A 13830-nucleotide genomic window follows, 5' to 3' on the forward strand; every position below is an offset into this window, starting at 1 on the left:
AAAAGACTACATCACTACTACTACACATGAAAAAAAGTACTACATCATTACTACATCATCACCTCACAAATTGGCCTCTATTCTTCCCAAACCCTATTTTTAAAATTAAATTTGTCCTGGCTGCTACTACATGGAACAAAAAAACATTTCATTTCAAGCCCAGGATGTTTTAACTTATATTTAGTTTAGCAATCGTTTTCGATGATATGGTGAATTATAATCCTAAAATGTACTTTACCAGGCTTTTTTATGGCTTGCTGCTGCTGCTCCAGGCTGCACCGGTAATGGCACAAAAGGGTATTCCCCTGGTGAAAAACTTCGGAACGGTAGATTACGGTGCAGGTATACAAAACTGGCAGATTGCACAGGATTCCCGCGGGCTTATTTACGTGGCCAACAACTTTGGCCTGCTGGAGTACGATGGCAACCTCTGGCGCAACTATGGAGCGCCCAGCGGCACCAAAGTACGCTGCCTTACCATCAGTGCCGACGATAAAGTATATGTAGGCAGCCAGGGCGACTTTGGCTACTTTGCCCCAAATGCACAGGGGTCGCTGCAGTTTACCTCCCTGGCCGACAGCCTGCCAGCCAGTAAGCGCAATTTTGATGAGACCTGGCGGGTGTTCCTGGATGGAAACAAAGCCTATTTCTGCACCTTTCGCCACATTTTTGTTTTTCAGAACGATAAACTCTGGAAAGTGCTGGACCCACAGGCGCCCCTGGAACCCTCTTTTTATGTAAACCATCGCCTGTATGTGCTGCTGAAAGGTGTTGGCCTTATGCAGTATAAGGGCGATAAACTCGAACCTTTGCCAGATACTGAAGCGCTGGCCCATAGCAGCATTTCTGCCATTATTCCCTACAACCAGCAGCAGGTCCTGATCACTACCTTTCAGGATGGCATTTACCTCTACGATGGCCATAAGCTGGAGCGCTGGCAGACTCCCGCTGCCAGCCTGCTGGAACCCGCTATCATCAATGATGCACTTTTACTGAAGAATGGGCATTTTGCCTTTGGCACCCAAAGCGAAGGCCTTGTTATTACCGACCGCAATGGTGTGCTCCAACAGCAGCTAACAAAAGAAAGGGGCTTTAACAACCGTACGGTTTTAAGCCTTTTCCAGGATGTTAACAGCAACCTGTGGGTGGGCATGAACAATGGTATTGCCTTTGTAGAGCTTAGCGCCCCCTTTCGCCTGCTAAACGAACAGGCCGGTTTGCCCGGCACCGGCTATACAGCCCTGCTGCACCAGGATACCCTCTACCTGGGCACCAACAATGGTTTGTACCGGCTGGACTCCAACCATGCCAGCCCCGAGCTGGTACCCGGCACAAGGGGCCAGGTTTATAGCATTACACAGTTGGGTAACCACGTGCTGATGGGCCACCACAACGGCGCCTTTCGCATTGGTAAACAAAAGGCGGAGCCCCTTTTTAAAACCACTGGCTTCTGGATGTTCAAGCCCCTGCGGCAAGCCCCCGATAAGCTTGTGGGAGGTACCTATAACGGGCTTACACTCTTTGATAAAGTAGCTTCCACAGACAGCTGGAAATATCTGAAACCGCTTAAAGGGCTGGAGGAATCTGCCCGCCTGATGGAGCAGGCTGCCGACGGCAGCATCTGGATGGTGCATGGATACAAAGGAGCCTACAACATTCGCCTGTCTGCCAATGCTGATAGTATCTTATCTGCCAAACATTATAATACGTCGCACGGCTTTCCCTCCAACAACCGCATTAATGTGTACCGTATCGAAAATGACCTTGTTTTCCCTGCAGAAACAGGCATATACCGTTACAACCCCACTACTGATCGTTTTGTGCTGGATGAAAAGTTTACCAGCCTGCTGGGTGCCGACAACCATGTGGAGATCATGAAAGACGATGCCTTTGGCAACATCTACTATGTGAGCAGCAAAGAGATTGGTGTACTGCGCAAGGATCCCATAAAAGGCTACGTAAAGGAAACTGCCCAGTTTAACCGCCTGCTGGGCCTGCTGAACGATGACCTGCAGAACCTGACCGTGCTAAGTGATCATAGCCTGCTGCTGGGCGCTAAGGAAGGATTTATTCATTACAACCCTTTTGAGCAGGCACCCGATAATGCAGGTTTTAAAACCCTTTTACGCACGGTGCAAACTACAAGCGGCGGAGATTCGCTGCTCTACGGCGGGCACGGCAAAGGTTTTAAACAAAGCCCGGAACTTAACCACAATGCAAACTCACTGAAATTTTCCTTTGCCAGCACCAGCTACGATGCCCTAAGCCGCCCGCGTTACCAGTACTACCTGGAGCCCTACGAAAGCAACTGGTCGGCCTGGACTAACCAAAGCGAAAAGGAATACACCAACCTGCCGGAAGGTAAGTATACCTTTCATGTGCGCAGCCAGAACAGCCTGGGACAGCAAAGCCAGGAGGCGCTTTACACCCTCACTATTCTGCCTCCCTGGTACCGCACTGCCTGGGCTTATTCGCTCTATGTATTTTTAGCCAGTGCCATGCTGTTGCTGATGCTGCAGTTCCAGCACAGGCGGCACAAAAAAGAAAAAGATCACATTGTGCGCCGCCAGGAAGAGGAGCTCAGCCTCCGCGATACACAGCTGGAGGAGGTTGCACGTAAATCTGAAGAAGAGATCAACCGCCTGCGTAATGAAAAACTGATGGCCGAGGTGGAGCACAAGAACAAGGAGCTTGCCACCCAGACCATGAGCATCATATCCAAGAATGAATTCATTACCGACATCAAGGAAAACCTTAGCAGCATCAGCAAAAAATCTACAAACCGGGAGGTAATGCATGAGCTGCAAAAGATTGTACGCGATATTGAACGCACAATTGATGTGGATATTGACTGGGAACACTTTCAGTACCACTTCGACCAGGTGCATGGCGATTTCTCCAACCGTCTGCGCAGCAGCTTTCCCAGCCTTAGCCCGCAGGAAATAAAACTGTGTACCTATCTGCGCCTGAACCTAAGCACCAAGGAAATTGCCCAGCTGCTTAATATTTCGGTGCGTGGCGTGGAAATAAGCCGTTACCGCCTCCGTAAAAAGCTTGGGCTAAACCGTGAGGAAAACCTGACAGACTTTATGCTGAAGTTCTAAGATTACTTTGCCGATGCCTTTAGGGGTTCAGTGGCAGTGGAAGCAGATGGTTTTGGCTTATTGGCTAACACATCGGCAGGAGCGCCTTTGGTTTTGGCCCACACCCACTCACCTATACGTTCGCCCAGGTAAGTTCCCTCTTCTACGCCATCACGGAAGTGGATACCACCATAAACCCTGCTGATGGAAGCCTCCCAGTAAGCCTGCTCAAAGGAGCTGAAGGAACGAACGCCATGGCCCCATTTATGCTCGGTAGAATCGGTAAAGGCTATTCCCTCGCCCAGCTTATGGGTTAACACCCGACCAGCTGCTGCAGAGATGGTGCTGTGTCCGCTAACATACTCAGGAAATGCAGGAGTCTCCAGGAAAGGCATCCAGTCGCCATCGAGGGTACTGTTGATAACAGTAACGGGGCGTATTCTGTCGGTTTTGTACTTTGCATCCCAGCAGGCTATAAAGCCATCGTAAAGTGCTATGGCAGCTAAGGTATAAGCTTCTGCCGCATCGAGCATACTGATCTGCTGGTCCTGTGCCACTGTTCTGGTAATTTCAATCCAGTGGCCCGGAGGTGTCATTTTTTTCTCTGCAAAAGCAGCATGGCCTAAAATGGTGGTAACAAAAGGGTTATCATCCCAGAAGTAGGCTATGTTCATTTGCTCTTCGGTTAAATTTTTGTCGAACTGGTATACCTCCTGTACAAGCTTATAAAACTCGCTGCCTTTTTCCAGGTCATAAGCCGCTGGTGGGGGTGGCCCGAACTGTGCTGCAGAATCAAGGGTAAAGGTTCTGATGGTGTTCCAGCGGGGTTCGCAGGCCTCGGCATAGGTAGGAGGTGTTGGCACCCAGCTGCCTGCTTTGTGGGTTAGGGTATGGCGGTAGCCCCGGGTAATTTTATAATTATCTGCTCCGGCATAGGCCAGTATGTGTTTGGCTACCTGCTCGCCATAGGCGGAAGATCTTTCATAAACATCTGCCGGAATGCCCATACCTTCATACTGTGCATAAAAGTCTTTCTCAAAGTCTTCCCACATCTCCATGTTAAATGTAAGAGCTTTGCCAACCTCTATAAAAGCTTTAGTACTGGCAAGCGGGTAGCAATAGACCTTACCTTCTTCCGGAGCAGGAACGGCCGTAAAACCATTCAGTTTCCCGGCCAGACTTGTATGTTCGGCAGATTGTGGCTGCAGGGCTTCGTACGCTGCCAGAAATGAATAGGCATAAATGCGGCTGGCAACCGGAGGCTTAAAAATATCATGTACAATCACATTGGTGAGCTGCTGCGAACAGCTGTGCAACAGTGCAGGATCTGCGGCCTGCATATTATATACCTCGGGAGCGGCCTCTTTTTTGCAACCCACCATGCCCGCCAAACAAAAAAGGAATAGAGCAGCAGATAACAGCTTTTTGATCTCTTTTTTCATGATTGCTTTACAGGTTACAAAAATGCATTCAGGCAGCACAATCGTTTGAAGGCAGCTTTACTATTTCATTGCTCCTATTGTACTATCATCAAATATAATCAAATTAATTCAGCCTGTTATCCTAAATGCCTAAAATAGCCACAGCGTAAACGAAGCAGCAATAGATTGATTATCAGCGTTCAAACACTACTGATCAGCCTGCAGGCTGATCAGCTGCTCCGGGGCAACAGGCCTGGTTGTTTTGAACAGCTGCAGGGGTGCATTATTACGGGCCACCAACAGCAGCTCTCCCGAAGCTGTTTTAAGAGTTTTAATATCCCGTACCTCTCCCTGCAATACAAAGCCTGCACTGGCAGGCAGTATGGGCGTAAAACTGCCCTTACCAACTCCCTTCAGCACCAGCCCGTAGCTGGCATCGTAGCGGCCCTGATAGCTGCTTACACCATGCAGGTTACCCCCCAGCAGCACATCTGGCAGCTGGTCTCCATCTACATCTGCCAGGTGCAGGGCAAAGATTTTGGAAACCTGCGCCTGTGCTGGCAGTATATGTTTGCGGAAACTGCCTCCCCCCAGGTTCTCCAGGTAAAGCGATTCAAAACAGTTTACCTCCAGCTTTTGGGCACCTTCCAGCTCTCCTTTATCAAAAACCTGTTCCAGCGTTTTGCCTGCAAAGCTTTGGTAGTCGTTAAATTTTTTATTGATCAGGGGCAGCTGCTTGCCTAGTTCGTCTTTACCGGCCAATGGGTACCATTTATCCGCTACCGGGTAGGCAATGATATGCTCCAGTGTTCCATTGCTATCAATATCCTTCACATAGAGCTGCAGCGTAGCTCCTGCTCCCTTCCTTAGTTTGGTGTTGGTGCCAATGTTACCGGCAACAAAATCCATGTCGCCATCGCCATCAAAATCTGCTGCCTGTATGGTTTGCCAGAAACCACTGGTTTGCGCCGGGGCCTGGGCTTCTACCAGTTTGCCTCCGCTGTTCTTATACAGCTTTACAGGCATCCAGTCTCCTACCACCACAAGGTCTGTTTGTCTGTCGCCATCCCAGTCTACCCAGCGGGCATCTGTAAGCATGCCTGCTTTTCTTAGCCCTGGAGCCAGCCGGTCTGTAGCATCCGTAAACTTACCCCTGCCATCGTTTAGCAGCAGGTACGAATCGGGGGCTATTCCGTAGCTGCCTCCTTTTACCCTGGTACCCAGGAACAGGTCCTGGTCGCCATCGCCATCAAAATCAAAAGGCCTGATGCAGCTGCCATTCTCGTAGATGGATGGCAGGGCGCCCGTTGCCAGTCGGAAGTCTCCCCTGCCATCGCCCAGGTAAAGGCGGTCCTGCAGCTGCTTTGCATCTCCGCTCCACTCATTTCCGCCACTAACCACATAGAGGTCCAGCTTACCATCGCCGTCGGCATCAAAAAGAGCAGCATCGGTATCTTCGCTGGCAGCATCTGCTGCAAATACAGATTCAGCTACAGAAACAAAACTACCGCCGGCCTGCTGCAGAAAGAATTTACCACTTTGCCCACTGGCACCTCCTGCGTAAAAATCATCCAGTCCGTCTGCATTTACATCGCCTACGGCTATTTTGGGCCCTTCGGTAGAGAGCAGAAAGGGCATCAGGGATTCTTTGTAAAAATCGATGTACTGGTTTTCCTGGTGTACATAGTCAGGAATAGCCGCAGGTGCAAGCGCTTCAAAAAGAGGATCAGGTTCAGGAAATAGCTTCTGCAGCCAGGGGGCTGCATCTTCCTTAGCCTCCGCTTGCTTTAACAGCAGGGTAGTATTTACTTCTAAAGCCGTTTTCAGTTCTGCCTTTCCATTTCCCCACACCACCAGCAGGGTATCTATAATGCTGTGGCTGCCAAGGCCAAAGAGCAGCAGCGGCTCCACTGATGACATAAAGCCACGGGCAGGCATCAGCTGCTGAAACTGCATTTCTCCCCCATGCTTTACATATACCTTTGCGCCAACGCCAAAAGTATTTGCGCCTTCTCCCTGCAGCTTTAGCTTCAGATAATTGTTGCCGGAGCGCTCGCGGCTCCTGTTCTCGTGAATACCTGCAGGCTCATTGATGTTGTTGGTAACAAGATCAAGGTCGCCATCTCCATCCAGGTCTGTATACACGGCTCCATTAGAAAAAGAAGGTTGTGAGAAACCCCACTCCCCTGATTTATCCTCGTATGCCAGCGCACTGCTGCCCCTGAAAATATAGTTGTGCACCCTGCCTGCGGGCATTTTTTCTATTACCTGTTCATGAACGGTTTTCTCTCCTGGCTTGGGGTTGAGGTACTGCACTTTATTGGAGATAAACCTCATAAAATCAAGGTCATTTTGCCTGCCAACAATGCCGTTGGCTACGAAAATATCTTTATGCCCGTCGTTGTCGAAGTCGGCCAGCAGGGTACTCCAGCTCCAGTCTGTTGCACCTACCCCGGCCATGATACCCACATCGGAAAAGCCGGCCCCTGCCATATTAAGCTGCAGACAGTTGCGGGTATACTGGTTGTAATAGCCCAGGCTGGTTTTATGCAGGATGTTTGAATAGGAATCTTCCCCTAAAGTTGCTTTGGTCACCGTTTCATCTTCCGGAAACATATCAACGCTCATGAGGTCGGGCAGTCCGTCGTTGTTCACATCTGCCGCATCGCAGCCCATGGTAAAGCGGCTCACATGCCTGAAGTGCTCCCGCAGGCTTTCCCTGAAGGTACCATCGCCCTGGTTGATGTAGTAGTAATCATCTTCATGAAAGTCGTTGCCTACATAAATATCATCCCAGCCGTCATTATTAAAATCGGCCACCACCACCCCCAGGCCGTAGCCAATAGGTGCCCTGTAAATGCCAGCCTCTTTGCTTACCTCAGTAAACTTAGGGGCAGCGGCGGCATCCTTACCCGCTCCCCGGTTAATCAGCTGGTTCCGGTACAGGGCATCGCCCGCCATGCTGTCTGTTTTATGACGAAGGGAGGATTGTCCATAGTTAAATGGGTTGCGCACGCCGTGGTTGAGCAGGTAGAGATCAAGATCGCCATCGGCATCATAATCAAAAAAGGCAGCCTGGGTAGAGTGGCCCCTGAAATCCAGGCCCCATGCTGCAGCTTCTTCTTTAAAGGTTACCTCTCCTGCTGCATTTGCGCCCTGGTTGATATAGAGCTCATTGCTTCCTTCGAGGCCCTGGTGGCCCCTGACGGCACAAACATAAATATCCAGCCAGCCATCGCCATTCACATCGGCCATGCTTACGCCGGTTTGCCAGTCGGATTTTCCTGCTACACCTGCTGCTGCAGAAATATCTGTGAAGTTAAAGCTGCCGCCCTCCTGCCTGCCTGTATTGAGGTAAAGCTTGTTGCTACCCAGGTTAGAAACAAAGTACAGGTCGGGCAGGCCATCGTTGTTTACATCGCCTGCAGCCACTCCTGCGCCATTGTAGTAGTAGTGGTAATTTGCAATAGAGAGTTCCTCCCTTTGTGGCAGGTAGTTTACAAAGCCAATATTGGTTTCAGTTGAGTCTCTTTGTACGAAGAGGGCATCAGGCTGCTGCTGTTGCCCCTCCTGGCAGGAGGAAAGTATGATTGACAGTACAGCAGCAAGCAACAACAGAACAGGGCTACGGAACAGGCCCGAGCTCCTCTGCAAGGGCTGTGCTCCTGCTGCTCCGCCCCAAAACGCTTCGCTAACTGCTAGGCTGTATTTTATCATTGTTAAGATGGCTGGAAGTAAATTACTGATTTGTATACACTTAATAAATATAAGCAGCGGGCAGTTCCGCTTCCGCTACGCTTTGGGTAAGCCTTTTCCAGGCAGTTGCGGAAATAGTGGCCCGGCAATACAAATTGGCATGTTCCATTCAGAAAGATACAAAAAACAGAGCAATATATCCTGGCATGACAGAAGATCAAGCCTTTATATAGCTGTAGCCCCGTATCTGTGAACACCCATTGTGGCTTTAACGCACTTATTTCGCTCCCGCTCCTTTTATGCAAGCCAAGCTGAAAACTGGCTGAAACAGAAGTTCCTTTTTAAGCTGATAGTAAAAAAGAAAGGGTGAGACTCCGCAGAACCCCACCCTTACCTTATACTAAACTTAGCAACTATTTATTGACCATAACCCGGGTTTTGCTCAAGACCGGCAATCTGTACATCTTCAACCGGAATCGGGAAGTGCATGAAGCGTGGCCTGAAGCCAAATGATCCCAGGGCATCCTCTATACTCACTAAACCTGCCATATCCCATCGTAAGAGGTCCTGAAAGCGATGGCCTTCAAAAGCCAGCTCAACAAAGCGCTCACGAACGATATCCTCTATGGCAACAGCAGTAAGTGGCACCAGCTCTGATCTTTCACGCACCCTGTTAATATATTCGAGGGCCAGCGCAGGATTTCCGTCAGGTGCAAGCAAATGAGCTTCAGCAGCCATCAGCAGTACATCTGCATAACGGATTACACGCAGGTTGGTACCGTAGTTTACCTGCTCGGTAGAGCCGGCAGCTTCGGTAACAAACGTCCCGTATTTTCTGCGGATGATGCCTTCAAAATCGTGGGCTTGGCCAACCCAGTCACCACCCAGTGCCTGCAGGTCTTCTACCGTCATTAAGGTTGACCAGTAGCGCTCCATGGCATCAGAACCTTCCTCTGTTTCTACCACTGCATCGTAGAGTTTTTCTGTTGGGTTCATAAAGCCCCAGCCGCCAATAAGCGAGTCGTTTGGTGCAGGGCGGTAGTTATCACCCCTTGGTCCAGACAGCTGAATGTGGATAAAGCTCTCGTTATTTCCCCATGGGAAATTACCCTGTGTGTAGTTTTCACGGGTAGTGTAGCTAACTTCAAATACTGACTCCTGGCCAAATTCATTCTCAACAGAGAACGCCTCGGCTACCGATGGCTCCAGACCATACTCTCCGGAACCGATCACAGCTTCGAGCTGAGTTAGTGCGGCTGAGTATTCCTGCTGATACAGATGCGCTTTACCCAGTAATGCCTGGGCAGTACCTTTAGATACCCGCCACTGCTCAGTGGTAGCATAATTGCTTTTTACAGGCAGAGCTGCAATGGCATCAGTCAAATCCGCTTCTATCAGCTGATAGACTTCTTCTTCTGACATACGTGGATATTCGCCATACTCTGAGGCACCCACCAGGCCTGGTACTATAGGCACTGGCCCCCAGAGGGAAACCAGTTCCATATAGGAATAAGCCCGCAATGTTTTGGCTTCTGCAACAAAGCGCCTCATTAATTCAGATTCTTCCGGATTTATGTTATTGATTACCTGGTTTGCCCTGTAAATAGTAGCATACAGGTTGCGCCAGGCACCGATAACGGCGGTGTTAGCCTCGTCATAGTTAAAATCATCCAGATCCTGGTACTGCTGCTGGTCAGTAGTTGAACCACCACCTGCATAGGCTTCGTCAGAAGGTAAAACTTTAGTCATCCACAAGCTGGTCCAGGCGCCGCCGGGGTTATCCTGCATCAGCATATCATAAATGGCACTTACTGCCTGTGAAGCATCTGCTTCGTTCTGGTAAAATTGAACATCGGAGAGCTGTCCCTGCACTTCTTCATCGAGGAAGTCGTTGCAGGCACTGGTTGCAAACAGTAAGGAGCAACCCATTATTGCACTTCTTATTAGTATATTTTTCATTCTTTAATCGTCGTTAAGTCTTAGAAGCTAAAGTTTAAACCTACCACTGCTCTTCTTGGAATAGGGTAGGTACCTCTGTCGATACCAATACTGTTACCTAGGTCACCGCCAATTTCAGGGTCCATGCCTGGATAGCTGGTAAAGGTAAAATAGTTATCCAGCGACACATACACACGTGCATTGGTGATGCCACCGCGTTGCAGCAGGTTTCTAGGCAGTGTATAGCCAAGTTGCAGCTGGCGAACACGGGCATAAGAGCCATCGAACACCATGAAATCACTTTCATAGGCCCTGCCACCAGTGGTAGCCCGGAACCAGTCGTTGGTAGTGCCTTCGCCGGTCCAGCGGTCCTCGAAGAAGAATTCAGGTTTGTTAGCTGTTGGACGGTCGGTACGCAGGAAGCCCATCATAACTTCATTACCCTGTGAACCTTGCAGGAAGGCCAGGAAGTCGAATCCTTTGTAAGACAGGTTTACACGTGCACCATATAGTAAGTCCGGATGCGGATCGCCTACATAGGTCATATCGGAGTTAGTGATTACACCATCACCGGTAACATCCACAAGCCTTGGATCGCCAGGTTGTGGGGAATAGCCACCCTGAGGAATGGTTTCCAGGTATTGGTTTACCTCATCCTGGTTTTGCAGAATACCATCGGTCTCAAAAGCCCTGAAGTACCAGATTGGCAGGCCTTCTTCAAAGCGGGTACCACTCTGACCAGAACCTACAGTAGCTCCCGGAAGGAAGGTGAAGGTGGGATCCAGGTAAGTAACCTCGTTGTTAAGGGTAGTAAGGTTTGCAGAAATCTCCCACTGGAATTCTTGGGTAGCATTTGCACGGTAGGCTAACTCAAACTCCCAGCCCCTGTTCTCTACAGTACCGGCATTCAGCCTTGCAATGTTATTTCCCACAAAACCTGGTGCTCTACCTTCTGTCAGCAGGTCAATGGTCTTTTTATTATACCAGTCTACCACAAAGGTTACACGGTTGTTGAGGAAACTCATATCAGCGCCAATATCAATCTGCTCGCTGGTTTCCCATCTTAAGTCGTAGTTTGGTACGCTGGTAGGCGCAACACCTACCCAATAGGTTGCACCGGGAGCATCAATGCCCGGGTAACGGATACCTGCAGATGAAACTGCAGCCTGGTAATCACCAATTCTTACAGATCTTTCGTTACCGTTCTGGCCCCAGCTGGCACGCAGCTTAACGGTGCTCAGTACATTGGCAATATTATCTGAGTAAAAATCTTCATTAGAAAGTACCCAGCCTACAGAAACAGAGGGGAAAGTTTGCCATCTGTTACCTGCAGGTAGTTTCGAAGAGCCATCGCGCCTTACTGTAGCAGTTAAAAGGTACTTATCTTTGTAGTCGTAAGTTACCCGGCCAAAGTAAGAGGCTATTTTTTCAGTCATTGGTCCATAGCCGCTGTTATCATCTCCGTTTACCACAATCACGTCGTTATCACGACCTGTAGAGCCGGGATAAGAGAAGCGGTCTTCTTCCCTGAACAGGTTGCTGTAGTTAGCGCCAAATAGCTCTGTTCTTGTCTGGATGGCAGAAATACCAGCCAGTACATTAAAGTTGTGGTCGCCAATCAGCTTCTGATAGCTGGCAAAGTTTTCCCACTGCCAGTTAAAGCGCTCAAACCTGTTATCGTTTGCAGTTGAGCTGCTGGCGGTAGCCTCAGAGGTAAAATAGTACCTTGGCGTCCAGGTATGGGTTCTTTCAAAAGATGCATCCACACCATAGCGGGTGGTAAACTTAAGACCTTCAAGAGGCTCAATATCTGCAAAAACGGTACCTATAATGGCATTGCGGGTGGTACCGCCATTAAAGATATCCAGATAAGCTATTGGGTTTGCATACTCACCGGTAAGGTACTGAGATACACCAAAGAGGTTGCCATTTGCATCACGGCGAAGCGGTAAACCCTGGTCTAAAAGTGACTGTACATGCGGCGGAATACTGCCAGTGTAGGTTACCGGGGTGAAGGGGTCATAGGCTATGGCACTGCTTAGCGGAGAACGAAACTCTGAGTTCTCAGCAATAGATGACTGGTCGGAGTTGATGTAGGAGAAGTTTTCCCCCAGTCTCAGCCATGGTTTTACTTCGTGCGTAGAGTTTAACCTGGCAGTAAAACGCCTGAAGCTGGCCCTGTCACCGCCAATCACACCTTGCTGATCGAAATAGTTACCACTGATGAGGTAGGTAGATTTTTCGCCACCACCACTAAAGGTGAGTGAATGCTGCTGCTGTGGTGCGTTTTCAAACACCTCATCAAACCAGTCTGTGCCAGGGGCATTGGCCACATCGCCCGGGGCAGGCCTGGCAACACCTTCTTCAAGATTCGGATTTGATTCTTCCAGCCACTGCTGGTATTGTGCGGCATTCATTCTTGGCATGAGGTCAGGCCTTACAGACTGCACACCATACTGCCCGTTGTAGGTGATCTCGGAAGAGTTTTTGCGGCCTGATTTAGTAGTGATAATTACTACACCGTTTGCGGCGGCAGAACCATAAATAGCCGTGGAGGCAGCATCTTTGAGAATGTCCATAGAGGCAATCTCAGAAGGATCCAGGAAGTTGATGTTCGCCACGCGAATACCATCTACTACATAGAGCGGATCGTTGTTTGTGTTAGAACCAATACCACGGATACGGATAGATACCCCGCTGCCCGGAGCTCCGGAACCAGGTACTACGTTAACACCGGCAGTTCTACCCTGCAGGGCCTGCTCAATACGGCCGGTAGATACCGTTTTCAGTTCTTCTGCCTTTACAGAAGAGATGGCGCCGGTCACCAGCTTTTTCTGCTGTTCACCATAGCCTACCACTACTACCTCAGATAAGGTTTCCACATCTTGCCCGAGTTTTACATCAATAGTGCTGCGATTATTTACAGGCACTTCTTCATCTAAGTATCCCACGAATGAGAAGGTTAACACATCTGTACCTGCTGCCTCAACGGAGTAAAGTCCATCGAGGTCGGTAACAGCACCCCGGGTAGTGCCTTGCACCCGTACGGCTACACCTGGCAGGGCTTCTCCCGACTGCATGTCGGTTACCCTGCCTGTTACGGTTTGCGCCTGTGCCTGCACGGCAAAAGCACAAAGCAACAAGAGAATGAACAAAGGTAATCTTAGCTTCATAAGCTTTGAACTGGTTGGTTTATTTGAAAAAAAATTTGGTTGGTTTAATGGTTATTTGCCAATAAGCAAATTGAAAAAAATATTATACTGATATTGGAGAAATAACCAAAGATCGCAATATAAAGAGTTAAGTACTGCCACACAAAAATTTTAATCTCATCAGCTTCAAAATCATACGTCAGAAAAAAGCCGCACTCAAAAAATAAGAAAGGCCAAAGGAACAGTCCACAAACGTTAAAGCCCTTTTTTGGGATTTCAGCAGGCTTTTCTTAGCAATCGTTACCGGAAAAAATAAATTTAACATTTATGGAAAAATCTCACAAGCCTATAGCTACAAACACAGGATTTGGGGCAATGGTTGGAACAGAACTGACGATTACTTTAATTTTTCTTATTTTTTTGAAAATAGTTATTGAAGAATAGCATACGGAAACGAAAGTATTTACCGCAAACGTTTGCGCTACATGTTGTATAAATCTCATTTATTCCCGCTGGCAAGGCTGAGCCGTTTTTTACTGC

At 49.0% G+C, this 13830-nt stretch carries 5 protein-coding genes; 1 reads left to right on the forward strand and 4 read right to left on the reverse strand.

Annotation, left to right across the window (positions count from 1 at the left end):
- Positions 1-206 precede the first annotated feature (206 nt).
- The gene (locus KWJ01_RS06045) at positions 207-3104 is read left to right on the forward strand and encodes a triple tyrosine motif-containing protein (protein ID WP_224995531.1); all 2898 of its coding nucleotides are present in this window, start codon (positions 207-209) and stop codon (positions 3102-3104) included.
- A 2-nt stretch (positions 3105-3106) separates the two neighbouring features.
- Here KWJ01_RS06045 and KWJ01_RS06050 read toward each other — a convergent pair whose 3' ends face one another.
- From KWJ01_RS06050 to KWJ01_RS06065, 4 genes are all read right to left on the reverse strand, one after another.
- Positions 3107-4525 carry a vanadium-dependent haloperoxidase gene (locus tag KWJ01_RS06050; protein WP_224995532.1) on the reverse strand — a complete coding sequence of 473 codons (1419 nt, stop codon included), beginning with the start codon at positions 4523-4525 and terminating at the stop codon, positions 3107-3109.
- Positions 4526-4711: 186 nt separating this feature from the next.
- Positions 4712-8221 carry a VCBS repeat-containing protein gene (locus tag KWJ01_RS06055; protein WP_224995533.1) on the reverse strand — a complete coding sequence of 1170 codons (3510 nt, stop codon included), beginning with the start codon at positions 8219-8221 and terminating at the stop codon, positions 4712-4714.
- 396 nt (positions 8222-8617) lie between these two features.
- The gene (locus KWJ01_RS06060; protein ID WP_224995534.1) at positions 8618-10159 is read right to left on the reverse strand and encodes a RagB/SusD family nutrient uptake outer membrane protein; all 1542 of its coding nucleotides are present in this window, start codon (positions 10157-10159) and stop codon (positions 8618-8620) included.
- Between the two features lie 20 nt (positions 10160-10179).
- The gene (locus KWJ01_RS06065; protein ID WP_224995535.1) at positions 10180-13311 is read right to left on the reverse strand and encodes a TonB-dependent receptor; all 3132 of its coding nucleotides are present in this window, start codon (positions 13309-13311) and stop codon (positions 10180-10182) included.
- Between the last annotated feature and the right edge of the window lie 519 nt (positions 13312-13830).

Origin of the sequence: Cesiribacter sp. SM1, assembly GCF_020178975.1 — a bacterium.
Lineage (GTDB): Bacteria > Bacteroidota > Bacteroidia > Cytophagales > Cyclobacteriaceae > Cesiribacter.

What these genes read in the sequence shown, in the direction of transcription:
- KWJ01_RS06065 (WP_224995535.1), bottom strand. Translation starts at nt 13,311, where the DNA reads ATGAAGCTAAGATTACCTTTGTTCATTCTCTTGTTGCTTTGTGCTTTT.
- KWJ01_RS06060 (WP_224995534.1), bottom strand. Translation starts at nt 10,159, where the DNA reads ATGAAAAATATACTAATAAGAAGTGCAATAATGGGTTGCTCCTTACTG.
- KWJ01_RS06050 (WP_224995532.1), bottom strand. Translation starts at nt 4,525, where the DNA reads ATGAAAAAAGAGATCAAAAAGCTGTTATCTGCTGCTCTATTCCTTTTT.
- KWJ01_RS06045 (WP_224995531.1), top strand. Translation starts at nt 207, where the DNA reads ATGGTGAATTATAATCCTAAAATGTACTTTACCAGGCTTTTTTATGGC.
- KWJ01_RS06055 (WP_224995533.1), bottom strand. Translation starts at nt 8,221, where the DNA reads ATGATAAAATACAGCCTAGCAGTTAGCGAAGCGTTTTGGGGCGGAGCA.